Source organism: Bacillus sp. NPDC094077 (genome assembly GCF_050279465.1).
Classification (GTDB): Bacteria; Bacillota; Bacilli; order Bacillales; family Bacillaceae_G; genus Bacillus_A.
Window position 1 is genome coordinate 494,048 of record NZ_JBNNUF010000001.1, and the last position, 22,106, is coordinate 516,153.

Sequence of the window (22,106 nt, forward strand, 5' to 3'; positions counted from 1 at the left end):
CTTGTATATAGCCTCTTACTTTTTTTGTTACTGAGATATAAATGATAATACTTCCTCATATACTCCCGGTTTCGCAACTAATACACTGCTTTTCTCTATAATAGAAAGCGGCGTTCCAGAGAATGTTGTCACCTTTCCTCCAACTTCCTCTACTATTATCTGTCCACCACCAAAATCCCATGGTGATAATCTCGGTGTTACATATGCATCTATTCTTCCCGTTGCAACGTAGGCCATTTCTAACGCTGCACAGCCATATGATCTCGTACCCCTTGCTTTCTTAACAAGTGCCATCATACTTTCCATATTAAGCAATGGATTGTCGGTAAGCCATATCGCATTTAAAGCTATAATACCTTGCTCTACTGTTCCTTTTTCCAATAGAGGAATGGATACATTATTACAAAACGCTCCTGCTCCCTTTACCGCATGATATAATTCATCATGAACAGGATCATAAATAAGGCCAATCTTTCCGATACCGTTCTCATAAATCCCAATTGAGATTGCAAAATTTCTTTTTTGATGAACAAAGTTCATCGTGCCATCAATTGGATCAATTAACCAAACAACCCCGTCAGAAGAAGTAATATCATCTCCATATCCTTCTTCCCCTAAAATATTATGAGACGGGAATGTCTCTTTAATTTTCCCAATTAAAAACTGTTCTGTTTCTCGGTCCATATTTGTTACTAAATCAGCTGCATTTGATTTCGTTTCTATAATAAGTGCTTTTTTCAGTGATGCCATTAAACGCTCTCCCGCATCTCGAATCCACTGTTTAGCGTGTTCATCGATGTCTTTCCATACCTCTTGCATGTTTAAACACTCCGATCTATACTGTTCACAGAAAAAACGAACCCTTTATAAGGTTCGCACCAACTAATTTTTTATACATATACTATTATTACGCTTCTAAACGAATCATTTCAAGTCTTAACACTTCTAACTTTTGTACACACTCTTCTTTTTTCTGTTTATCGTTTTCCATCATCGCATCATATAAAGTTGCTAATTCATAATCTAGCTCCAAACGTAGCACCGGTATTCTCTTTTCAGCATCTGTTCTCTTTAACGCATTAATCACCTGTCTCATATTATTTGCCTCCTCCCAATATTCGTCTGCCCTCGGACTAGAATTGATTCAATTTTCTGATTTTTTGTTTTATACTATACTATGTTGGATAAATCATCTATGCAACAAAATTATATTTTTTTATTTAAATTTTTTTGTGCTGTTTTTTTTATGAATAGTACAAGCTATGCTAAAATAAAAGCAAAATAGGAGTTGGAGGAACAATCATGACACTACAAACATTCAAATCAACTGATTTTGAGGTCTTTACAGTTGATGGTCTCGAAGAACGAATGAGTGCAATTAAAACGAATATTCATCCTAAGCTAGAAGCTTTAGGGGAACAGTTTGCAGAGTATTTATCCAAACAAACTGATGAAAACTTTTTCTATCATGTTGCAAAACACGCACGCCGCAAAGTCAATCCACCAAACGATACTTGGGTTGCTTTTTCAACAAATAAACGCGGATATAAAATGTTACCACATTTCCAAATTGGTTTATGGGGTACCCATGCCTTCATATACTTTGGTTTAATCTATGAGTGTCCACAAAAAGTGGAGACGGCTCACGCCTTCTTAGAACATTTAAATGATTTAAAAACAAATATTCCAAATGACTTCGTTTGGTCCATTGACCATACTAAACCAAGTGTAAAATTACATAAAACACTTGAAACAGAAGACTTACAAAAGATGATTGAACGTTTAGCTACTGTGAAAAAAGCAGAACTATTAGTTGGTATTCATATATCACCAGAGGAGTTTTCAGCAATGACCAACGAACAATTCCTTGCTAAGATTGAATCTACGATGCAATCACTCCTTCCTTTATATGCACTTTGTAATCGATAGTAGAAAACGGACAATTTATATTGTCCGTTTTTAGTTGTTATCACATTATATCACTTCAGTTTTTATTTTTCAAAATATTTTTTACATTTTCACAAGCTTTTGTTCTTCTAGTTCTTTTGCCCTTTGAATAGCACGATATATAGAATATCCACTTACCTCTTGGAACTCTTTATCAATTTTCTTTTCTTCTGCTTTTGATGGAACAATCTCTTTAAAACGACGATATAATCCCATTAATTCCTCTCTTGCAATTCCTTTTTCGTATGCTTTCTCAATTGCTTCATAAAACTTCACAATTGCAATCATTTCCTCATTTGACCAATCATAATCTAACGGATATTGATATTCCATTTTGCACCTCATTTCTTCTTGTTTCATTATGCTATCTTAAAGAGAATTTTTTATTCTTCACTATAGCCACTTTGCATTATACACTATTAATTCATTTTGATGGAATTGTCTTCCTCTATTAATTCGTTGAACCTAACTATTAAACATATCTACCGTCAAAATATTTTTTTCTATACATCTATAATTATTGGTGATATAATGCTTTTGTTTTATAGAAAATAAAGTGAGACTACCATCCAAAAAGCTTTTGTGAATGGCAGGAAAACAAGTCTCGTTCTATAAGTTAGTTACCTTACTTTCCTTTTAGAATGAGATGAAATCATATAAAACAAATTCTAATAAATATTACGAAAAAGAAGGGGTGTATAGATTGTCCCAATACGAAACACCATTGTTTACCGCTTTAGTTGAGCACAGTAAGCGAAATCCAATCCAATTCCATATTCCTGGTCATAAAAAAGGACAGGGCATGGATCCTGAATTTCGCGAATTTATTGGGCATAATGCATTAGCAATTGATTTAATTAATATTGCGCCACTCGATGATTTACATCATCCAAAAGGTATGATTAAAAAAGCACAGGATTTAGCTGCTGCTGCATTTGGTGCAGATCATACTTTCTTTTCTATTCAAGGTACAAGTGGCGCTATTATGACAATGGTGATGAGCGTTTGCGGTCCTGGTGACAAAATCCTAGTACCACGAAACGTGCATAAATCAGTAATGTCAGCTATTATTTTCTCAGGTGCAAAACCTATTTTCATGCATCCTGAAATCGATCCAAAACTTGGTATTTCTCATGGAATCACAATTCAATCTGTCAAAAAGGCACTTGAAGAGCACTCAGATGCGAAAGGCTTACTTGTTATTAATCCAACTTACTTTGGCTTTGCTGCAGACTTAGAACAGATTGTACAATTGGCACATTCTTACGATATCCCTGTACTAGTCGATGAAGCTCATGGTGTTCATATTCATTTTCACGATGAATTGCCGATGTCAGCGATGCAAGCTGGTGCAGATATGGCAGCAACAAGTGTTCACAAATTAGGAGGATCTTTAACTCAAAGTTCTATTCTTAATGTGAAAGAAGGGCTTGTGAACGTAAAACATGTTCAATCTATTATTAGCATGCTTACGACTACATCAACTTCTTACATCTTATTAGCATCTCTTGATGTAGCAAGAAAACGTCTTGCTACAGAAGGAAAAGCACTCATAGAACAAACAATACAATTAGCTGAACATGTTCGTGAAGCTATAAATGCTATTGAGCATCTTTACTGTCCTGGAAAAGAAATGTTAGGTACAGATGCTACATTTAACTATGATCCTACAAAGATAATTGTATCTGTAAAAGATTTAGGTATTACAGGCCATCAAGCTGAAGTATGGCTTAGAGAGCAATATAACATTGAAGTAGAACTCTCAGATTTATACAACATACTATGTCTTATCACTTTTGGAGATACAGAAAGTGAAACAAATACACTTATCGTAGCATTACAAGATTTAGCAGCAACATTTAGAAATAGGGCAGATAAAGGTGTTCAAGTACAAGTCGAAATTCCAGAAATACCGGTGCTAGCACTTTCTCCTCGAGATGCTTTTTATTCGGAAACAGAAGTCATTCCATTTGAAAATGCAGCAGGTCGTATTATAGCTGATTTTGTTATGGTTTATCCACCAGGGATTCCAATCTTTACTCCGGGGGAAATTATTACACAAGATAATTTAGAGTATATTCGTAAAAATTTAGAAGCAGGTTTACCTGTACAAGGTCCTGAAGATATGACGTTGCAAACATTACGTGTTATTAAAGAGTACAAGCCTATCAGTTGATAGGCTTTTCTTTCACCTTTTTTCCCTTTCTTCATACGATACTAAAGAATGTAACGTATAGGTGGGGATACCATTATGATTGTAATAGGTCGTTCTATTGTACACCCTTATATCACAAATGAATACGAACCATTTGCAGCTGAGAAGCAACAAATTTTATCCATAATGGCGGGAAATCAAGAAGTTTATTCCTTCCGAACAGCTGACGAACTCAGCTTTGATTTAAATTTGCGAGTTAATATTATTACCTCTGCATTAGAACTTTTTCAAAGTGGATTTCAGTTTCGTACGTTTCAACAATCCTTTTGTAACCCACAGTTTTGGGAAAGAACATCACTAGGGGGATTCCAGCTCCTTCCAAACATACCACCTTCTATTGCCATCCAAGATATTTTTAAAAACGGGAAACTATATGGTACCGAATGCGCAACCGCTATGATAATTATTTTTTACAAAGCTTTACTATCATTGTATGAGGAAGAAACTTTCAACCGTCTATTTGCAAACCTTTTACTTTATACATGGGACTACGATCAAGATTTAAAGCTCATAACAAAAACGGGTGGTGATCTTGTTCCAGGTGATCTCGTTTACTTTAAAAATCCACAAGTGAATCCAGCTACAATCGAGTGGCAAGGAGAAAACACAATCTATCTAGGAAATTTCTTTTTTTACGGACATGGCGTAGGGGTAAAAACAAAAGAAGAAATTATCTACTCATTAAATGAACGACGAGTCCCTTACGCTTTTATTTCAGCTTTTTTGACCGATACTATTACTCGTATTGATAGCCGTATAATGAGCCACTACGCTTCTTCAAACACACCACAAACAGCGATAGGATTTATTCCGATTAGAGATGATGCAATCGTTGCAACAGTTGGCCATACAACTACAATTTATTAAAAAAAAAGCGCCTACACATGTAGGCGCTTTTTCTTATTATTAAGCTTTTGTATGTTCTTTATGGTCACATTCGCAATGAGAACCACATTTTCCATATAATACTGTTGATTTTTCATCTTCAAAATGTGCGATTGTTCCTTCACATACTTGGCATACGATTGTTCCCATTTTTCATTTCCCCCTGAGTTTTAATAGTAATCTACTTATTTATCATTAAGCTTTCGCATTATCTCTATTAGCACAGTCACAATTTGTACCACATTTCCCGTAAAGTACTGTCGTTTTCTCATCTTCAAAATGCGCGATTGTTCCTTCACATACTTGGCATACGATTGTTCCCATTTTTTATTTCCCCCTAAGTTTATGGTCCTAAAAACTTTTAGCTGTCAATTTCTTATCAATTATTGGGCTTTTGTATGCTCTGTGTGATCACATCCGCAAGATCCACATTTCCCGTAAAGTACCGTTACTTTCTCATCCTCGAAGTGTGCAATTGTACCTTCACAATCTTGACATACGATTGTTCCCATTTTTCATTTCCCCCTAAGTTTATAATCCCAAAAACTTTTGTAACCGCTTAACTTTCTGTCTTTATTTTAATATGTTATACTTTTTACGTCAATAGGTTTTTAGTATAACACATTAAATATTTTTAATTTTAATTAGTATGCGATATTCAAATAAAAAAACAGCCATATTCATACGTACGACTGTTTCACATTAATTATTCTTCATATTCTGCATGCAATGAAGTAGACGGAACAAGAAATTTAAAAAACTGAGCTAACTCCGCTGCTTCCTCTTCCGATCCTAACTTGAAAATTTCCTGCATATATTGAACATTCTCCACATCATCTTGTCCAAGTAAAGTAGACCTTCCCGTTTGCATGCAAACAATGAGTGGCTTTCCAAAAAACATATTTGTATAAATAACCCCAAAATCATAACGAGTATCATGTGTCATAAATCCTAAAAATCGTACCTTCACACTTTCATGCTCATCATACAATTTTTCAAACATTGGTTTCCACCTTTCTACATTACATTACCTTTCCTACTCAATAATATATTAAACAAAAAAAGTAATACTCCTTTTAATTGTCAAAAAATTCAGTAGGATGTAGAATGATATTATTCTACTAAGTTAGGAGGAAATTATATGCAACATGCCTTTATTACGCTTGTACCTAAATCCAATCAACAATCTGTTTCAATAGATGATATAAAACAACTTTTTCATTACTATAAAACAGTTACTTCCCAAACCGGCGTTCAAATTAATTACGCTTATACAAATACCGCTTTTCCTTATGAAATTTTAGATACATCAGCTACAACATTAAAACTTCAATCCAGCCATGATCGATATGACTCGATTTATGTTGGTGTTGGAATAGAAAATGAACAATCTTTCATTCAAATTTCTTTATCACCCAATGCAACATTTGGTGATAAAGGAAAAGCAAATGAATTTTGCCGTTTTCTAGCGAAGAAATTAGAAGGAGAATTACAATTATTTAATGGAAGGACAATGTATTTCTATAAACGTTAGTTTAAAAAATAGAAAATATAATTAAAAAGAGTATACAATTCGAACACGTAAGAAATAAAGCCTGTTTCCTTACATGTAATACAAAACATGCAATCACATATGCTAAATAAAGAAATACGAAAAAGAGCATCACTTTATAATGAAACTTATCACCATTCGATAGTGTTAACACAATGGAAAAACCACTCCATAGTAAAAAATGATAAAATATAACATGTAAAATTTTCATGGAACCTTCTCCTTTGACATGCTCTATTTTATTAATATATGGGATTTAGTTTGAATCAATTACATATTATACAATTGTATTTATACTTCTTTTGAAGTAGCATGTATTCTAACAGTTCGTTAAAGCATTATTTATTCATTCGACAAGTACATATAAAGACCTTTACAATTCAGCTTATAAAAATAACCCATCTCTTAATATAAGAGATGGGTTATTTGCATTACTGAAACTATTTTACAATGTGAATTGGCATTCCAAGAGCAACTTCAGCTGCTTCCATTGTGATTTCACCTAATGTTGGGTGAGCGTGGATTGTTTGAGCGATATCTTCTGCTGTCATTCCAGCTTCGATAGCTAAACCAATCTCAGAGATAATATCAGAAGCACCTGCACCTGCAACTTGTGCACCTACAAGAAGACCATCTTCTTTACGTGTTACAAGTTGTACGAAACCGTCTGTGCTGTTTAATGATAACGCACGACCGTTTGCAGCGAATGGGAACTTAGATACTACTACTGTCATTCCAGCTTCTTCTGCTTGTTTCTTAGTGTAACCAACAGATGCTAATTCTGGATCAGTGAAGCAAACTGCAGGAATTCCGATGTAATCGATAGCTGATGCATGGCCACTAATTGCTTCAACAGCCACTTTACCTTCGTAAGAAGCTTTGTGAGCTAATGGTGGTCCAGGAACGATATCACCGATTGCATAGATGTTTGGTACGTTTGTACGGCATTGCTCATCGATTTCGATGATACCGCGATCAGTCATTTTAACTCCAACTTGCTCAAGACCGATTTCTTGAGTGTTTGGACGACGACCTACAGTTACTAATACGTAATCTGCTTCTACAGTTTGTACTTCACCTTTAACTTCGAAGCTAACTTTTACGCCGTTTTCTGTTTCTTCAACGCCTTTAGCCATAGCTTTTGTATGGATGTTTACGTTACCTTTCTTTTGAAGGGCACGTTTAACAACAGAGCTCATTGCTTTTTCAAAACCAGCTAAGATTTCGTCGCCAGCTTCTACTACAGTAACTTCTGTACCGAAGTTAGCATATGCAGTACCTAATTCCATACCGATGTAACCGCCGCCGATTACAACAAGTTTTTTAGGAATTTCAGGTAAGCTTAAAGCACCTGTAGAGTTGATAACACGTTTAGAGTATTTGAATCCAGGAATTTCGATTGGTGTAGAACCAGTTGCAAGAACAGCATTTTTAAACGTATACGTTTGTGCTGCATCTTCAGTCATTACACGTAATGTGTTAGCATCTACGAAGTAAGCTTCACCGCGAATGATTTCAACTTTGTTACCTTTAAGAAGGCCTTCAACACCGCCAGTTAATTTCTTAACTACGCCGTTTTTCCATTCTTGAACTTTTGTAAAGTCAACTTTTACGTTCTCTGCAGTGATACCCATGTCATCAGAATGTTTTGCATTCTCATAACGATGACCTGCATTGATTAACGCTTTTGAAGGAATACATCCAACGTTTAAGCATACGCCACCAAGGTTAGCTTTTTCGATGATTGCTACCTTTTGACCTAATTGTGCTGCACGAATTGCCGCAACGTATCCACCAGGACCTGCACCAACAACGACTGTATCTAATTCAATTGGGAAATCTCCTACTACCATTGTTATTACGCCTCCATTACTAATAATTGTGGGTCATTCAATAGACGTTTAATTTGGTTTAACGCTTTTTGAGCAGTTGCGCCGTCAATTAAACGATGGTCAAAGCTTAGAGATAAAGCTAATACTGGAGCTGCAACGATCTCACCATTTTTCACAACTGGTTTCTCAGCGATACGGCCAATACCAAGGATTGCTACTTCTGGGTGATTGATAACTGGAGTGAACCATTGTCCACCTGCAGAACCAATGTTTGTAATTGTGCAAGAAGCACCTTTCATTTCAGCTGGAGCTAAACGACCTTCACGTGCTTTACCAGCAAGATCATTGATCTCGTTAGAAATAGTGAAGATTGATTTACGATCTGTATCTTTAACAACTGGTACTAATAGACCTTTGTCTGTATCAGCTGCGATACCGATGTTGAAGTAATGTTTATGAACGATTTCTTGAGAAGCATCGTCTAAAGCAGTATTCAACATTGGGAATTCACGTAATGCAGATGTTAAAGCTTTAACAACGTATGGAAGGTAAGTTAATTTAATACCTTTGTCAGCTGCAACAGCTTTGAACTTCTTACGGTGAGCAACAAGTTCTGTTACATCTACTTCATCCATTAATGTTACGTGAGGAGCTGTATGCTTAGAGTTAACCATTGCTTTTGCAATCGCTTTACGGATACCACTCATTTTCTCACGAGTTTCTGGATATTCACCAGCTGGAATTGGTTGTGCTTTTGGTGCTTCTTCTTTCGCTGCTGCTGGAGTAGCTTCTACTGCTGCTGGAGCCTCAGTTGCAGCTACAGTTTGTCCACCATTTGCAAATGCATCGATGTCAGCTTTCACAACGCGGCCGTTCTTACCAGAACCAGCTACTTTATGAATGTCTACACCTTTTTCACGAGCATATTTACGAACAGATGGCATAGCGATTACGCGCTCATTTACTACTTCTGCAGTTGCTGCTGGAGTAGCTTCCGCTGCTGGAGCTTCTACTGCTGCTTCTTCAGCTTTTGGAGCTGCATCATGATCGTCACCTTTAAATTTAAGGTTTTCGTATCCAGGAGCATCAAATTTAATTAATGTATCTCCTACAATTGCAACTGTTCCTTCTTCTACAAGTACTTCAAGTACTTTACCTTTAACAGGAGAAGGGATTTCTACTACTGCTTTATCATTTTGCACTTCAAGAAGTACATCGTCTTCATTTACTTCATCGCCTGGTTTAATAAACCATTTTACGATTTCACCTTCGTGGATACCTTCACCGATATCTGGTAGTTTAAATTCAAATGCCACGGAATTCAGCCCCCTGATTCATTTCATTATTATAGAATATGTACAAAAGAAACCAGCATGTGCTGATTTCTTTTGCACATGAAAAGCTAAAAATTAGAAGTTCATTACTTTGTTAACAGCTTCAACAATATCTTTATGGTTTGGTAACCATACGCTCTCAGCTTGAGAGAATGGGAATACTGTATCAGCAGCTGCAACACGTACAACTGGAGCTTCTAAGTTTAAGATTGCACGGTCATTAATTTCCGCTACAACGTTAGCTGCAATACCAGCTTGTTTTTGAGCTTCTTGAACTACAACTACGCGGCCTGTTTTTTCAACAGAAGCGATAATTGTTTCGATATCTAATGGTTGAACTGTACGTAAGTCAACAACCTCTAAAGAGATACCTTCTTTTTCAAGTTCTTCAGCAGCTTTTAATGCAGCGTGAACCATAGCACCGTAAGCGATAACAGATACATCTGTACCTTCACGTTTGATATCAGCTTTACCTAAATCAATTGTGTATTCGCCTTCTGGTACATCTTGACGGAATGAACGGTACAATTTCATATGCTCTAAGTAAATAACTGGATCGTTGTCACGAATCGCAGAGATTAAAAGACCTTTTGCATCGTATGGAGTAGATGGGATAACAACTTTTAGACCAGGTTGTTGTGCCACTAATCCTTCTAAGCTATCAGCGTGTAATTCTGGAGTGTGAACACCACCACCGAATGGAGAACGAACTGTTACTGGAGCAGTCCAACGTCCACCAGAACGGTAACGCATACGAGCTAATTGGCCAGAAATTGAATCCATTACTTCATAAACGAAACCGAAGAATTGGATTTCTGGAACTGGACGGAATCCTTCAAGTGCAAGACCAACTGCAAGCCCACCAATACCAGACTCTGCAAGTGGAGTATCCATTACACGATCTTCACCGAATTCAGCTTGTAAACCTTCAGTAGCACGGAATACACCGCCGTTTACACCAACGTCTTCACCAAATACAAGTACGTTAGGGTCATTTTTCATTTCAACGCGTAAAGCATCAGTGATTGCTTGAATCATTGTCATTTGAGCCATGGCTTACTTCGACTCCTTTTCTTTGTAAATTTCATATTGTTCAGCTAAGTTGTAAGGCATTTTTTCGTACATGATTTCCATTAAATCAGTAACTTTTTGTTTTGGAGCTTGGTCAGCCTTAGCGATTGCTTGTTTGATATCTTCTTTTGCTTCTTCGATTACTTTCTCTTCAACTTCTTGAGACCATAGGCCTTTAGCTTCTAAGAACTTACGGAAGCGTACGATTGGGTCTTTTTGTTCCCATTCGTTTTCGATATCTTTTGTACGGTAACGAGTTGGGTCATCACCAGCCATTGTATGTGGACCGTAACGGAATGTTAAAGTCTCGATTAAAGTAGGACCTTCGCCATTTACTGCGCGCTCACGAGCAAAAGCAGTTGCTGCGTATACAGCTAATGGGTCCATACCGTCTACTTGAATTCCGTAAATACCTGCTGCTACTGCTTTTTGTGCTACAGTTTTAGCTGCAGATTGCTTTTCTACTGGAGTAGAGATTGCGTAACGGTTGTTTTGAACAACGAAGATTGCTGGAGCTTTGAATGCACCTGCAAAGTTCATACCTTCGTAGAAGTCACCTTGTGACGCACCACCGTCACCAGTGTAAGTAATTGCAACAGATTTTTTACCACGTAATTTCATACCTAACGCAACACCAGCAGTTTGGATGATTTGCGCACCGATAATGATTTGTGGAGCAAGTGCATTTACATTCTCAGGCATTTGGTTACCCATGAAGTGTCCACGAGAGAATAAGAATGCTTGGTATAATGGTAAGCCGTGCCATACTAATTGTGGTACATCACGGTATCCTGGTAAAATGAAGTCTTCTGCTTCAAGTGCGAAATGACTTGCTAATTGAGAAGCTTCTTGTCCAGCTGTAGGTGCGTAGAAACCTAAACGTCCTTGACGGTTTAAAGAAATAGAACGTTGGTCTAATACGCGAGTATACACCATACGACGCATTAATTCTTTTAATTGATCATCAGATAATTCAGGCATAGCTGCTTCATTCACAACTTCGCCGTTTTCATTTAAAATTTGTAATGTTTCAAATTGAGCTGCGATAGCTTTCATTTGCTCATCAACATTAAATAGGGTCTTTTTTGTTTTAGTACCCATTCCGTTCACCTCTTCCTCTCTTGAACCATATTCTGAAACGCTTTCACTGGCTATTTTCCAGTTTAAAAAGCGCAACGATGTAAACCAACATGTTTGTCTGTCGGTTGAGAATAATTTTGTGTACCTAACAATCTGTACTAATGTTTTTTCAGAAACATATTAATACAATCTTGATCACGTTTTTTAGTTTACAACTATTCTAATTACGATGTCAATTACTTTGAATACGTTTTTTTATAAATAACTTGTAGGTTTCTACTGCACAAACGTGTTTTTATTTTTCACATCTGTATTAGTAAGCATGAACCTACTGTTATATTATTCCCTTTTCATCTTGTTTTTTGTCTTAGAATAATATGTAAACGATTTAATTCTCTTTAGTTTTTCTCTCTTCGCGACAAAAATATACAAACATCACTTCCTTTTTTAGGTAAATACCTATACATTTCTACTCTCTCTTCCATACATTATAGTAACCGCAGTATTAGCGGGGAATGATAAAGGAGGTCATCTCATGTACGGATACTCATATTGCTATCCAACTTGTTCATATCCTTCCTACGGTTATGGCGGTTCTTGTGGCGGATCTGGATGCGGCTTTGCCTTAATCGTTGTGTTGTTTATCCTTTTAATTATCGTTGGTGCTGCTTGCATTCGCTAATGTAAAATGAAACAACTATGGGAAGAAACAGACGGCTTTGCCGTCTTTTCTTTTTATCACATACATAACTTATCTATAGAAGAACGATTCCAAAGAGACACCTTACTTGCCGATGACTTTTTCCATCTCCTTTGGTAGACTAAAGAGGAAAGGAGAGATTACATATGCTTACAATGAATGATGTAATTCGCGAAGGAAATCCTATTTTGCGCGACGTTGCAGAAGAGGTATCATTACCGGCAAGCGAAGAAGATAAAAATACTCTTAAAGAAATGATTGACTTTGTAATAAATAGCCAAGATCCTGAAATGGCTGAAAAATATAGTTTACGCCCTGGAATCGGATTAGCAGCTCCGCAAATCGGTGTTTCAAAGAAAATGATTGCAGTTCATGTAACTGATACGAACGGTGCGTTATATAGTCATGCACTATTCAATCCTAAAATCATTAGTCATTCTGTTGAACGTACATATTTACCAAACGGTGAAGGCTGTCTATCTGTAGACCGCGAAGTACCTGGTTATGTCCCTCGTTACACAAGAATTACAGTAAAAGCGACATCTCTTAACGGAGAAGAAGTAAAATTACGTTTGAAAGGTTTACCAGCAATTGTATTCCAACATGAGATTGATCATTTAAATGGCGTTATGTTTTATGACCATATTAATAAAGAAAATCCATTTACAGCTCCTGATGATTCAAAACCTTTAGAGCGATAATGATAAAGTGAAACTTTAATCAGAGGGGATTTTGTCCATCCCCTCTGATTATTAGCCCACACCAATCGGGATTTTACGGGCAGTTAATCTCCCACCTAACTTCCTCGTATGGGCCTAATCTTGAGGTGGAAGTCTTACTGCGCGTTAATGCGGGATAAAAAAAAGGCAGGAGTTAATCTCCCGCCTTTTTTATTCTATGAAATGGGTTCCATAGAACTTATAACAATCCAGCCCATTTTAGTCCATGATATATACCGTCTTCACTAACATCCTTTGTCACATAATTTGCTAGTTTTTTCAAATCTTCATGACCATTTCCCATCACGATACCTGTTCCAACTGCTTCAATCATTTCTAAATCATTTAAACCATCCCCAAATGCATACACTTGTTCACGGTTAAATCCTAATTTTTCAATGAATTTCTCAATCCCTTTCGCTTTAGAACCACCATTTGGAATGATATCCATGGAATACGCATGCCAACGAATAAAATGAAAATCCGGATACTGATTAATAAACTTTTCCTCTTCATTTACTTCACAGAAAAGTAGCGTTTGATAAATATCACGTTTCTCATAAAAATCAGGTTCATATGCCGGATGCTCAAAATGTAAGCTTCCAAAACCTTCTTTCACATAATCGTGATATTCCACTGTTGCTCTCATCTCTTGATGATCAAGATATACAAGTGGATATCCCTCTTCCTTTGCAAACTGAGTAAACTTATGTAGAGCATCTGGATGTAGCGGATTATTAAATATTACTTCATCTTCGAAAACAACATACTGTCCATTAAAGCTAACATAATTATGTATATTAAGTTCCTTACGAATATCTTCAAACATAAATGGCGCACGTCCTGTCGCAATTGCTACATGCACACCTTTTTCTTGTAAATGTTTTACTGCATCCCGTGTAGATTGCGGAATTTTTTTATCATGATCTAATAATGTTCCATCAATATCAAAAAAGACAATTTTATCATTCATTTGTCAAAATCCTTTCTGGCACTCTAAATTCCCATTTTGATTATCACTTTTCAAATTCTAAAAAAAAGTATAACATATTAAACATCTGTGAAGAAAGCGTTCACTTTCTGACCTTATTTATGAACTATGCATATATATATTAGTAAAAAATGTGGATACTTGTTCTTATGAATTTTCTTTTCCATTCTTTCTCATACTATACCTATAACTAACGGCTACTAATCGTTACTATAGAATAACTTTCACTGTATGAGAAAGGACAAGATTCACAATTCACTTTTGCCCTCTTTCTTAAGTCAGAGACAGAGTTTTCACTAGTAATATGCATGTTTAAAATAAGGAAAGGAAGGAGTAATCATGCTGAAGAAGCTGAAGAAAAAGCTCAAGCGTTATTTAAACGGTCTAGTTCGTAAAAAGACAATCGCTTAAATCGTGCCCATTTCGGGCTTTTTCTTCATTCTCATTCGAAAAAACATGAAAATCGTGACTGTTTGCTTTATAATAAGTAACAGATAATGCAAAACATAGACAAGGAGAGGTTTTCCAAATGATTTTTAAAGTATTTTACCAAGAAAAAATGACTGAGGTTCCAGTACGTGAAAATACAAAAGTTTTATATTTAGAGGCTACATCTGAAAAGGATGTTCGTACAAAATTAAATAAGTTCGCATATAATATCGAGTTTGTTCAGTCTGTTACTGGTGCTCATCTTGAATATGAAAAACAAAACGCTGATTTAACATTAGCGGAAATCGTATAGCGATATGAAATTTCTAAAAAATGACCAAGTTGCTGTATTTGCTCTCGGTGGACTTGGTGAAATCGGCAAAAATACATACGCTGTTCAATTTCAAGATGAAATTATTATAATTGATGCTGGAATTAAATTTCCAGAGGACGAACTTCTCGGAATCGATTATGTAATACCAGATTACACTTATTTTGTGCGAAACGAAGATAAAATTAAAGGATTATTCATTACACATGGTCACGAAGATCATATCGGTGGAATCCCGTACCTATTACGTCAAGTGAACATTCCGATTTATGGCGGAAAATTAGCAATTGCACTCATCAAAAATAAATTAGAAGAACACGGATTACTTCGTAAAGCAAAACTTTACGAGATTCAAGAAGATGACGTTATTAAATTTAAAAAGACGTCTGTATCCTTCTTCCGTACAACTCACAGTATTCCAGATTCGTACGGCGTTGTTGTGAAAACACCTCAAGGTCAAGTTGTTCATACAGGTGATTTCAAATTTGATTTCACACCAGTTGGCGAACCAGCAGATTTAACAAAAATGGCTGAAATCGGAAAAGATGGCGTACTATGTCTATTATCTGATAGTACGAACAGTGAAGTTCCAAACTTTACAATGTCTGAGCGTCGCGTGGGTGATAATATTCAAGACATTTTCCGTAAAGTAGAAGGCCGTATTATATTCGCAACCTTTGCATCGAATATCCACCGCTTACAACAAGTTGTTGAAGCTGCTGTTGAAAACAACCGTAAAGTTGCTGTGTTTGGTCGAAGTATGGAAGCTGCAATTGAAATCGGTCAAAATCTTGGCTATATCCGTTGCCCGAAAGATACTTTCATAGATGCTTCTCAGTTAAATCGACTACCAGCTAATCAAATTGTTATTTTATGTACAGGTAGTCAAGGTGAGCCGATGGCAGCACTTTCACGTATTGCGAACGGTACACACCGCCAAATTCAAATTATTCCTGGCGATACAGTTGTTTTCTCTTCTTCACCAATTCCAGGAAATACAATTAGCGTAAGTCGTACAATTAACATGTTGTACCGCGCTGGCGCTGATGTAATTCACGGTAAACTTTCAAATATCCATACGAGTGGACACGGTGGACAAGAAGAGCAAAAGTTAATGCTACGTCTAATTAAACCGAAATATTTCATGCCAATTCATGGTGAATATCGCATGCAACGTATGCATATGAACATAGCAAACGACTGTGGTATCCCAGAGGAAAACTGCTTCATTATGGATAATGGAGATGTTCTTGCTCTACGTTCAGATGAAGCAAGCGTAGCTGGGAAAATCCCATCTGGTTCAGTCTACATTGACGGAAACGGTATTGGAGATATCGGCAATATCGTATTACGTGATCGTCGTATCCTTTCTGAAGAGGGGCTTGTAATTGTAGTAGTAAGCATCGATATGAAAGAATTTAAAGTTGCAGCAGGACCTGATATCATCTCACGCGGTTTCGTGTACATGCGTGAAAGCAGCGATTTAATCAATGATGCGCAAACATTAATTACAACTCATTTAGAAAAAGTAATGGAGCGTAAAACAACACAATGGTCTGAAATTAAAAATGAAATTACAGATACATTAGCACCATTCCTATATGAGAAAACGAAACGTCGTCCAATGATTTTACCAATCATTATGGAAATATAAGAAAAAGGACAATGCCTTCATGGCATTGTCCTTTTCCTTTATCTTAAAAAGTGCTTAAAACGATCCACTTCATCGTCATGACCAATTACAATTAATATATCTCCCGCTTGAATATTTTCCGTAGCACGAGGAGATACGATAACTTCTTTACCGCGTTTAATTGCTACAATATTCAATCCAAACTTCGCACGAATATCTAATTCGATTAAAGAATGCCCATCAATTTTTTTATTCGCAATAATCTCTACAATACTATGCTCATCTGAAAGCTCAAGATAGTCTAACACATTACTAGATGCGATATTATTAGCAATCCGTTTTCCCATATCACGCTCTGGATGCACAATGTGATCTGCACCTATTTTACTTAATACTTTTTCATGATAATCATTTTGAGCTTTTACAGTAATATTTTTTACACCTAACTCCTTCAAAATTAACGTTGTTAAAATACTTGAATTTAAATTATCTCCAATAGCAACTACTACGTGATCAAAATTACGAATGCCGAGACTTTTTAATACCATCTCATCTGTTGAATCTGCAATTACAGCATGCGAAGCTATATTTGCAAATTCATTAATTTTATCCTCATCTGAATCAATTGCCATTACTTCCATACCTAATTGAGCTAGTTCTCGGCAAATACTTCCACCGAAACGCCCAAGCCCAATGACAGCAAATTCTTTTTCTTTCTCACTCACAGGAATTCCTCCAATAACTTCAAGTACTATGTATTTTCATTGTAACATACTTTATATGCGTCACAAAAAACTGTAAATAGCCCTTATTTTTGTTTTTGTATATAAAAATATTGTTGTAAATAAAATGCGATACCAACAAGCAACATACCAAATACAAATATATTTCCAAACGAACTAAACGTTTCAAAAACGAACAATAATGTTTCTTGACCGAAAAAAGCAAATAGAAGCTGCGTAAATGCAAATAACAGCGCCCATATGTAATGATGTTGATGGAATAAATAATGCGTTGCGCCTAAAAAAGCAATAAACGAAACGATGAAAATCCACCAATTTTCTAAAAACAGTTGCCAATTAGAAAATTGATATCCATTCACTAATATCGCAATAATCCCGATAACCGCCATTGTTGGCAAACTCCAAAATAGCGCTCGTCCTCTAAAGAAGCGAGTACCTTTAACATCTCCTTTTTCACATGCAATGTATGTTAGTACTACTGTACTTATATACAAAACAGAAAGAATCGTTAAAACGATAATAAGCCAAAAATGTAATTGATAATATTCATGCTCTATATTTGTCACGATTGCAGCTAGCATACACGGGATTAGCATTCCCGTCCAACCATCTACTTTTCTTTCATTCCAAAAGACCGTATTACCAATTCGTATTCCCAACAGCATAAAAATAATGATACCTAGTACAAATAACGTAGTTTTATTCCCAACTAAACTCGTCGAGAAAGCAATTAATCCAATAAATAAAAAGAGTACAAACCCATTCATAATTTCTAGTACAGGCGATAAATATCTCTTCACCCATTTATATGTTTCGTCATACTCATTATTATCAGCTAAACGGTAGGCATAAAAACTTATCCCAAAATAAACCGCCGCAATAATAACATAAGCATATAAGACGCAACACAAAATTGCACTGCTAATTTGCACGTAATTCCCCACCCTTTTTCTATGTTTCACATTGATTTTACACATTTTTCATACTAAAAGTAAACATATATAAGTTAGTTAAATGATTATCTTCTCTATTAGCAATAATTAATAATGAGCAGTGGCTAAAAACCCCCTGCTCATTATTAAAACAACCAATTGAACTTTTTTAATTTCTATTCCCTTTCCACTTTACATATTGGTCTAAAAATACAATTGCCTTTTCAATCGCTTCTTCATCTGGTTTTAATTTCGCATGATGTAAACCGTATTCTGAATTTACTCCAAGCCAAAACATAAATCCAGGTATCTCTCGAAGCATATAGCCAAAATCTTCACCTGTCATTGCCTCAGTACATGTAATGACATCCATATCTGTTTGTTCACCTACAAATTGCATAAACTCTCTCGTTAACTCTTCATGGTTATACACTTGATGATACATTGCTCCATAGTCAATAACGGCTTCGCATTGGAAAGAAGCTTCTATACCCGCGACAATTGCCTCAATTCGACTTTTAACACGTTTCATTGACTCAACGGATAGTGTACGAATCGTTCCTTCTAAACGAGATTTTTCCGCGATGATGTTTTGAACTGTACCACCTGTAATTTTTCCAATTGTAATTACTGCACTGTCAAGAGGATTCACATTACGACTAATAACGGATTGAAGTTGTGTAACGAGATGACTTGCTGCAACAATCATATCATTTGCAGTATGCGGGTAGGCAGCATGTCCTCCTTTTCCTTTTAAATCAACATATAATTCTGATGTATTCGCAAATAACAGACCCTCTTTTGTCGCAATTGTTCCTACGGCATATTCTGGTGCAATATGAAGACCAAGAATTATATTAGGCTTCCATTCTTTTAACTCTTCACTTTCTAACATAGGAAGAGCGCCACCTGGTCCTTCTTCTGCCGGCTGGAATAGAAACACAAGGTCATCATCTATTCTTTCACTCACAGCTGCTGTTAAAAGGCCTAAACCGATTGTTGCATGCAAATCGTGACCACACGCATGCATCATTCCTTCATGTACAGAAGCAAATTCGTATCCAGTCTCCTCTGTTATTGGTAAACCGTCTATATCTGCACGATAACCTATTATTTTTTCTGGATTTTTTCCATTTATTTTAACGATGACACCCGTTTTCCATGTCTTCACTTCCACATATTCATTCGAAAGTGTTCCTATGTAATCTAAAATATACTGTTGTGTTTTCCACTCTTTAAATCCAATTTCCGGGATTTTGTGTAAATCTCTACGAACTTGGACAAATTTGCTTACTGTCATTTTTGCACCTCTATCTATAAAAAGCGTAAGAGCCCATTTATGCTCTTACGCTTTTTGTTTTTTATTTCTCTGGGTTTAATTGACGAAGCTCTTGTTTAATTTCAGTTTTTGCTTTTGTCTTCTCATCAATTTCTTTAATTACACGTGCTGGAGTACCTGCAACAACTGTATATGGAGGCACATCTTCTGTTACAACAGCTCCTGCTGCTACAACTGCACCTTTACCTACTGTAACGCCCTCTAACACAACTACGTTTGCACCAATTACAACATCGTCTTCAACGATAACTGGTTTTGCAGAAGGCGGCTCAATAACACCTGCAAGTACAGCACCTGCACCTACGTGACAATTTTTACCGACAGTTGCACGTCCACCAAGTACTGCGTTCATGTCGATCATAGAACCTTCACCAATTACAGCACCGATGTTAATTGTTGCATTCATCATGATAACAGCATTGTCGCCGATTTCAACGTGATCACGAATAATTGCGCCTGGCTCAATGCGAGCTTTAATACCTTTTAAATCAAGCATTGGAATTGCAGAATTACGACGATCATTTTCCACAACGTAGTCCACGATGTGCTTGTTATTTTCATCAAGAATTGACTTAATTTCAGACCATTCTCCAAATAATACACCAGATTTTTTGTTTACAAATGCTTGTACTGTTTCAGGGAATGTTACTTCTTTTAAATCCCCTTTTATGTATACCTTTACAGGAGTTTTCTTTTCACTTTTTTGAATAAACGAAATAATTTCGTTAGCGTCCATCATTTTCATTCTTGTTGCCTCCTAAATCCATTTATAATGTTACTCTACCAAACGATAGAGCGAGTAGCAAGACAATAATCTTATTTTTCCATTTGAATTTCTTCTATAATTTCTAAAAACGCTTGTACTTGCTTCAATTGCCTTGCTGATTCACTCGTTAACAACCATGTTTCTCTCGTTAATTGAACAGGTGTTTTATACATATTTTCCTGCACCTCCTTTAATACTGTAGAGGGCAATAACGCATAACCTATACCATTTAAAACGAGTTGTTTGCACGTCTCAATTTGGTCAACTACAATTGTTCGCTTGGGTGGATTAGAGAATAGCCCATACCACCAATTTTGTATTTGTCCATAATAAGTCGAATCACTTTTAAATTGAATAAATGGTCTATTTGTTTCTTTTAACATCGAAATATCTTTTATTTCTTTATCGACTAAATATAATTCATCTTCAAATAATTGCTGCTTTTGTCCTTTATATTCCTGCGATCCCCTTAATATAGCAACATGAACGTCGCCCTCATAAAATTGTTTTTGTACCTCACTACTCCAACCAGTGAATAGGGATATCTTCACAGAAGGATATTTATGTACAAACTTTTTCAATACCGGCGGAAGCCAATATTGACCAATAACCGATGCAACAGCTATTTTTAACGTTCCATGAGTTTCTGTTCTAAAAACAGCTAGCTCACTTTTAATATCCTCTTCCCTTTGTAACATTTCCTTTGCATAGTTTGCGACTTTTTCCCCTTCAGGTGTAATTGTCAATCCTTTTTGTGAGCGAATAAAAAACTTCATTCCCCATTGTTTCTCCATAGATTGTAATCGTTGACTAAGCGCAGGTTGGGAAACAAATAAACGTTCCGCCGCTTTTCTCATATTTGATTCCTGAGCTAACACAACCATCATTTGAAAATCATCAATTTGCAACTTTCTCCCTCATTCCTTAGCTTCCATACACCTTATTTCAATAAGCTTTTCATCCTTAATTTAACTAAATACTTTTATACAGAAAATACGATTTTTTCGTTCAAACTTTTCTTATGTTTTTTATCTTTTTAAATATAATACATACACAACTGATATGCACGAAAAAAAAGTGACTCCTCCGTTTCTATGAAGTCACTTTTCTCATATTATCGATTATGTTGTCTCACTTTTTTATTCAACAATTTTAAAATAGCTCGGCGTGTTAAAATCCCCTCAAAATAGCCATCTTCATTGACAGCGCAAATAAAAGGATGATTAATTGTCATTTCTAAAGCTTTAGAAAACGAATCTTCTAACTTAAGAACCGGAATATCTTCCTTCATCACTTGTTCCACTTTCATATTCTCAAGTCTTTCAAACTCAATGCGCTCTAAACCTAACATACCGTCTAATATCATAGCAGTACTAATCAATCCATGCAATTTATACATTGGATCTAAAACAGGTATCGCCGAATATCCAGATTTCACAAGAACGAGTAAAGCATGCTCTAAACCATTCCCGATTTGGACATGCGCTACTTTTTCTGATGAAATCATTAAATCCTTCACAAGAATTTGTTGAAACTCGTCTTTCGGAATACTAATCATGTTACATCCCCCATTTTCCCTTTTTCCTGCTTATATTCACCGACTCTAT

Annotated in this window: 27 protein-coding genes; 8 read left to right on the forward strand and 19 right to left on the reverse strand. The window is 36.0% G+C overall.

Translation table 11 applies throughout. The features are described from left to right. Positions 1-27: 27 nt before the first annotated feature. Together ACQKNR_RS02410 and ACQKNR_RS02415 are read right to left on the reverse strand one after the other, a co-directional pair. Entirely contained in the window at positions 28-819 is a 792-nt protein-coding gene (locus ACQKNR_RS02410; RefSeq protein WP_427315096.1) for an inositol monophosphatase family protein, read from the reverse strand. Positions 820-907: 88 nt separating this feature from the next. Continuing rightward, complete coding sequence (locus tag ACQKNR_RS02415; RefSeq protein ID WP_001250168.1) at positions 908-1,096, reverse strand: hypothetical protein; 189 nt, start codon at positions 1,094-1,096, stop codon at positions 908-910. 206 nt (positions 1,097-1,302) lie between these two features. On the opposite strand from ACQKNR_RS02415, the gene ACQKNR_RS02420 reads away from it, so the two are divergent. Further along, positions 1,303-1,929 carry a YktB family protein gene (locus tag ACQKNR_RS02420; RefSeq protein ID WP_098385745.1) on the forward strand — a complete coding sequence of 209 codons (627 nt, stop codon included), beginning with the start codon at positions 1,303-1,305 and terminating at the stop codon, positions 1,927-1,929. A gap of 81 nt (positions 1,930-2,010) precedes the next feature. Here the strand turns inward: ACQKNR_RS02420 and ACQKNR_RS02425 are convergent, their stop codons facing one another. After that, on the reverse strand, positions 2,011-2,280 hold the full coding sequence (locus ACQKNR_RS02425) for a UPF0223 family protein (RefSeq protein WP_427315098.1): 270 nt from the start codon (positions 2,278-2,280) through the stop codon (positions 2,011-2,013). Positions 2,281-2,650: 370 nt separating this feature from the next. On the opposite strand from ACQKNR_RS02425, the gene speA reads away from it, so the two are divergent. Both speA and ACQKNR_RS02435 read left to right on the forward strand, forming a co-directional pair. Continuing rightward, a complete protein-coding gene (speA, locus tag ACQKNR_RS02430; protein WP_427315100.1) occupies positions 2,651-4,123 on the forward strand; it encodes an arginine decarboxylase in 1,473 nt (490 codons plus the stop codon). A 75-nt stretch (positions 4,124-4,198) separates the two neighbouring features. Next, positions 4,199-5,029 (forward strand): protein-glutamine gamma-glutamyltransferase, encoded by an 831-nt coding sequence (locus ACQKNR_RS02435; protein ID WP_427315102.1) that lies wholly within the window; start codon positions 4,199-4,201, stop codon positions 5,027-5,029. Between the two features lie 39 nt (positions 5,030-5,068). Here the strand turns inward: ACQKNR_RS02435 and ACQKNR_RS02440 are convergent, their stop codons facing one another. The 4 genes from ACQKNR_RS02440 to ACQKNR_RS02455 form a co-directional block, all read right to left on the reverse strand. Beyond that, positions 5,069-5,197: a GapA-binding peptide SR1P gene (locus tag ACQKNR_RS02440; protein ID WP_000536785.1), complete on the reverse strand. Its 129-nt coding sequence runs from the start codon at positions 5,195-5,197 to the stop codon at positions 5,069-5,071. Positions 5,198-5,242: 45 nt separating this feature from the next. Beyond that, positions 5,243-5,371 carry a GapA-binding peptide SR1P gene (locus tag ACQKNR_RS02445; RefSeq protein ID WP_000536788.1) on the reverse strand — a complete coding sequence of 43 codons (129 nt, stop codon included), beginning with the start codon at positions 5,369-5,371 and terminating at the stop codon, positions 5,243-5,245. 59 nt (positions 5,372-5,430) lie between these two features. Beyond that, complete coding sequence (locus tag ACQKNR_RS02450; RefSeq protein ID WP_000536778.1) at positions 5,431-5,559, reverse strand: GapA-binding peptide SR1P; 129 nt, start codon at positions 5,557-5,559, stop codon at positions 5,431-5,433. A 194-nt stretch (positions 5,560-5,753) separates the two neighbouring features. Then, on the reverse strand, positions 5,754-6,050 hold the full coding sequence (locus ACQKNR_RS02455; RefSeq protein WP_097904470.1) for a DUF3055 domain-containing protein: 297 nt from the start codon (positions 6,048-6,050) through the stop codon (positions 5,754-5,756). 138 nt (positions 6,051-6,188) lie between these two features. On the opposite strand from ACQKNR_RS02455, the gene ACQKNR_RS02460 reads away from it, so the two are divergent. Beyond that, a complete protein-coding gene (locus ACQKNR_RS02460) occupies positions 6,189-6,581 on the forward strand; it encodes a DUF1885 family protein (protein ID WP_193410102.1) in 393 nt (130 codons plus the stop codon). Between the two features lies 1 nt (position 6,582). Here ACQKNR_RS02460 and ACQKNR_RS02465 read toward each other — a convergent pair whose 3' ends face one another. From ACQKNR_RS02465 to pdhA, 5 genes are all read right to left on the reverse strand, one after another. After that, the gene (locus ACQKNR_RS02465; RefSeq protein WP_193410103.1) at positions 6,583-6,810 is read right to left on the reverse strand and encodes a hypothetical protein; all 228 of its coding nucleotides are present in this window, start codon (positions 6,808-6,810) and stop codon (positions 6,583-6,585) included. 229 nt (positions 6,811-7,039) lie between these two features. Beyond that, positions 7,040-8,452: a dihydrolipoyl dehydrogenase gene (gene lpdA, locus ACQKNR_RS02470; protein WP_427315106.1), complete on the reverse strand. Its 1,413-nt coding sequence runs from the start codon at positions 8,450-8,452 to the stop codon at positions 7,040-7,042. Between the two features lie 5 nt (positions 8,453-8,457). Beyond that, entirely contained in the window at positions 8,458-9,747 is a 1,290-nt protein-coding gene (pdhC, locus tag ACQKNR_RS02475; protein ID WP_088230220.1) for a pyruvate dehydrogenase complex dihydrolipoyllysine-residue acetyltransferase, read from the reverse strand. Positions 9,748-9,840: 93 nt separating this feature from the next. After that, the gene (gene pdhB / locus ACQKNR_RS02480) at positions 9,841-10,818 is read right to left on the reverse strand and encodes a pyruvate dehydrogenase complex E1 component subunit beta (RefSeq protein ID WP_000068166.1); all 978 of its coding nucleotides are present in this window, start codon (positions 10,816-10,818) and stop codon (positions 9,841-9,843) included. A 3-nt stretch (positions 10,819-10,821) separates the two neighbouring features. Next, positions 10,822-11,937, reverse strand: a complete 1,116-nt coding sequence (pdhA, locus tag ACQKNR_RS02485) for a pyruvate dehydrogenase E1 component subunit alpha (RefSeq protein ID WP_016109040.1) — start codon at positions 11,935-11,937, stop codon at positions 10,822-10,824. A gap of 514 nt (positions 11,938-12,451) precedes the next feature. Between pdhA and ACQKNR_RS02490 the strand changes: the two genes are divergently transcribed. After that, a complete protein-coding gene (locus ACQKNR_RS02490; protein ID WP_098385739.1) occupies positions 12,452-12,598 on the forward strand; it encodes a YjcZ family sporulation protein in 147 nt (48 codons plus the stop codon). A 164-nt stretch (positions 12,599-12,762) separates the two neighbouring features. Further along, entirely contained in the window at positions 12,763-13,317 is a 555-nt protein-coding gene (gene def, locus ACQKNR_RS02495) for a peptide deformylase (protein ID WP_427315108.1), read from the forward strand. 217 nt (positions 13,318-13,534) lie between these two features. On the opposite strand, the gene ACQKNR_RS02500 is transcribed toward def, so the two are convergent. After that, positions 13,535-14,308, reverse strand: a complete 774-nt coding sequence (locus ACQKNR_RS02500) for a Cof-type HAD-IIB family hydrolase (RefSeq protein ID WP_427315110.1) — start codon at positions 14,306-14,308, stop codon at positions 13,535-13,537. A gap of 547 nt (positions 14,309-14,855) precedes the next feature. Between ACQKNR_RS02500 and ACQKNR_RS02505 the strand changes: the two genes are divergently transcribed. Together ACQKNR_RS02505 and rnjA are read left to right on the forward strand one after the other, a co-directional pair. Next, a complete protein-coding gene (locus ACQKNR_RS02505) occupies positions 14,856-15,068 on the forward strand; it encodes a DNA-dependent RNA polymerase subunit epsilon (protein ID WP_098545321.1) in 213 nt (70 codons plus the stop codon). Positions 15,069-15,072: 4 nt separating this feature from the next. Then, the gene (gene rnjA / locus ACQKNR_RS02510) at positions 15,073-16,740 is read left to right on the forward strand and encodes a ribonuclease J1 (RefSeq protein ID WP_427315112.1); all 1,668 of its coding nucleotides are present in this window, start codon (positions 15,073-15,075) and stop codon (positions 16,738-16,740) included. 38 nt (positions 16,741-16,778) lie between these two features. Here rnjA and ACQKNR_RS02515 read toward each other — a convergent pair whose 3' ends face one another. The 6 genes from ACQKNR_RS02515 to cbpB all read right to left on the reverse strand — a co-directional run bounded on the left by ACQKNR_RS02515 (position 16,779) and on the right by cbpB (position 22,057). Next, positions 16,779-17,444, reverse strand: a complete 666-nt coding sequence (locus ACQKNR_RS02515) for a potassium channel family protein (RefSeq protein WP_001290442.1) — start codon at positions 17,442-17,444, stop codon at positions 16,779-16,781. 83 nt (positions 17,445-17,527) lie between these two features. After that, positions 17,528-18,394 (reverse strand): cytochrome C oxidase assembly protein, encoded by an 867-nt coding sequence (locus ACQKNR_RS02520; RefSeq protein WP_427315114.1) that lies wholly within the window; start codon positions 18,392-18,394, stop codon positions 17,528-17,530. A gap of 169 nt (positions 18,395-18,563) precedes the next feature. Then, the gene (locus ACQKNR_RS02525) at positions 18,564-19,694 is read right to left on the reverse strand and encodes an N-acetyldiaminopimelate deacetylase (protein WP_427315116.1); all 1,131 of its coding nucleotides are present in this window, start codon (positions 19,692-19,694) and stop codon (positions 18,564-18,566) included. Between the two features lie 61 nt (positions 19,695-19,755). Next, positions 19,756-20,478, reverse strand: coding sequence for a 2,3,4,5-tetrahydropyridine-2,6-dicarboxylate N-acetyltransferase (gene dapD, locus ACQKNR_RS02530; RefSeq protein ID WP_193410108.1), 723 nt, complete (start codon positions 20,476-20,478; stop codon positions 19,756-19,758). A gap of 71 nt (positions 20,479-20,549) precedes the next feature. Further along, on the reverse strand, positions 20,550-21,386 hold the full coding sequence (locus ACQKNR_RS02535) for a LysR family transcriptional regulator (RefSeq protein WP_427315803.1): 837 nt from the start codon (positions 21,384-21,386) through the stop codon (positions 20,550-20,552). Between the two features lie 227 nt (positions 21,387-21,613). Continuing rightward, positions 21,614-22,057, reverse strand: coding sequence for a cyclic-di-AMP-binding protein CbpB (gene cbpB / locus ACQKNR_RS02540; protein WP_193410110.1), 444 nt, complete (start codon positions 22,055-22,057; stop codon positions 21,614-21,616). Positions 22,058-22,106: the final 49 nt, after the last annotated feature.

Excerpts from the sequence above, each read along its gene's own strand:
- ACQKNR_RS02410 (WP_427315096.1), bottom strand. The coding sequence starts at position 819 with ATGCAAGAGGTATGGAAAGACATCGATGAACACGCTAAACAGTGGATT.
- ACQKNR_RS02415 (WP_001250168.1), bottom strand. The coding sequence starts at position 1,096 with ATGAGACAGGTGATTAATGCGTTAAAGAGAACAGATGCTGAAAAGAGA.
- ACQKNR_RS02420 (WP_098385745.1), top strand. The coding sequence starts at position 1,303 with ATGACACTACAAACATTCAAATCAACTGATTTTGAGGTCTTTACAGTT.
- ACQKNR_RS02425 (WP_427315098.1), bottom strand. The coding sequence starts at position 2,280 with ATGGAATATCAATATCCGTTAGATTATGATTGGTCAAATGAGGAAATG.
- ACQKNR_RS02435 (WP_427315102.1), top strand. The coding sequence starts at position 4,199 with ATGATTGTAATAGGTCGTTCTATTGTACACCCTTATATCACAAATGAA.
- ACQKNR_RS02440 (WP_000536785.1), bottom strand. The coding sequence starts at position 5,197 with ATGGGAACAATCGTATGCCAAGTATGTGAAGGAACAATCGCACATTTT.
- ACQKNR_RS02445 (WP_000536788.1), bottom strand. The coding sequence starts at position 5,371 with ATGGGAACAATCGTATGCCAAGTATGTGAAGGAACAATCGCGCATTTT.
- ACQKNR_RS02450 (WP_000536778.1), bottom strand. The coding sequence starts at position 5,559 with ATGGGAACAATCGTATGTCAAGATTGTGAAGGTACAATTGCACACTTC.
- ACQKNR_RS02455 (WP_097904470.1), bottom strand. The coding sequence starts at position 6,050 with ATGTTTGAAAAATTGTATGATGAGCATGAAAGTGTGAAGGTACGATTT.
- ACQKNR_RS02460 (WP_193410102.1), top strand. The coding sequence starts at position 6,189 with ATGCAACATGCCTTTATTACGCTTGTACCTAAATCCAATCAACAATCT.
- ACQKNR_RS02465 (WP_193410103.1), bottom strand. The coding sequence starts at position 6,810 with ATGAAAATTTTACATGTTATATTTTATCATTTTTTACTATGGAGTGGT.
- lpdA (WP_427315106.1), bottom strand. The coding sequence starts at position 8,452 with ATGGTAGTAGGAGATTTCCCAATTGAATTAGATACAGTCGTTGTTGGT.
- pdhB (WP_000068166.1), bottom strand. The coding sequence starts at position 10,818 with ATGGCTCAAATGACAATGATTCAAGCAATCACTGATGCTTTACGCGTT.
- pdhA (WP_016109040.1), bottom strand. The coding sequence starts at position 11,937 with ATGGGTACTAAAACAAAAAAGACCCTATTTAATGTTGATGAGCAAATG.
- ACQKNR_RS02490 (WP_098385739.1), top strand. The coding sequence starts at position 12,452 with ATGTACGGATACTCATATTGCTATCCAACTTGTTCATATCCTTCCTAC.
- def (WP_427315108.1), top strand. The coding sequence starts at position 12,763 with ATGCTTACAATGAATGATGTAATTCGCGAAGGAAATCCTATTTTGCGC.
- ACQKNR_RS02500 (WP_427315110.1), bottom strand. The coding sequence starts at position 14,308 with ATGAATGATAAAATTGTCTTTTTTGATATTGATGGAACATTATTAGAT.
- ACQKNR_RS02505 (WP_098545321.1), top strand. The coding sequence starts at position 14,856 with ATGATTTTTAAAGTATTTTACCAAGAAAAAATGACTGAGGTTCCAGTA.
- rnjA (WP_427315112.1), top strand. The coding sequence starts at position 15,073 with ATGAAATTTCTAAAAAATGACCAAGTTGCTGTATTTGCTCTCGGTGGA.
- ACQKNR_RS02525 (WP_427315116.1), bottom strand. The coding sequence starts at position 19,694 with ATGACAGTAAGCAAATTTGTCCAAGTTCGTAGAGATTTACACAAAATC.
- dapD (WP_193410108.1), bottom strand. The coding sequence starts at position 20,478 with ATGAAAATGATGGACGCTAACGAAATTATTTCGTTTATTCAAAAAAGT.
- ACQKNR_RS02535 (WP_427315803.1), bottom strand. The coding sequence starts at position 21,386 with ATGATGGTTGTGTTAGCTCAGGAATCAAATATGAGAAAAGCGGCGGAA.
- cbpB (WP_193410110.1), bottom strand. The coding sequence starts at position 22,057 with ATGATTAGTATTCCGAAAGACGAGTTTCAACAAATTCTTGTGAAGGAT.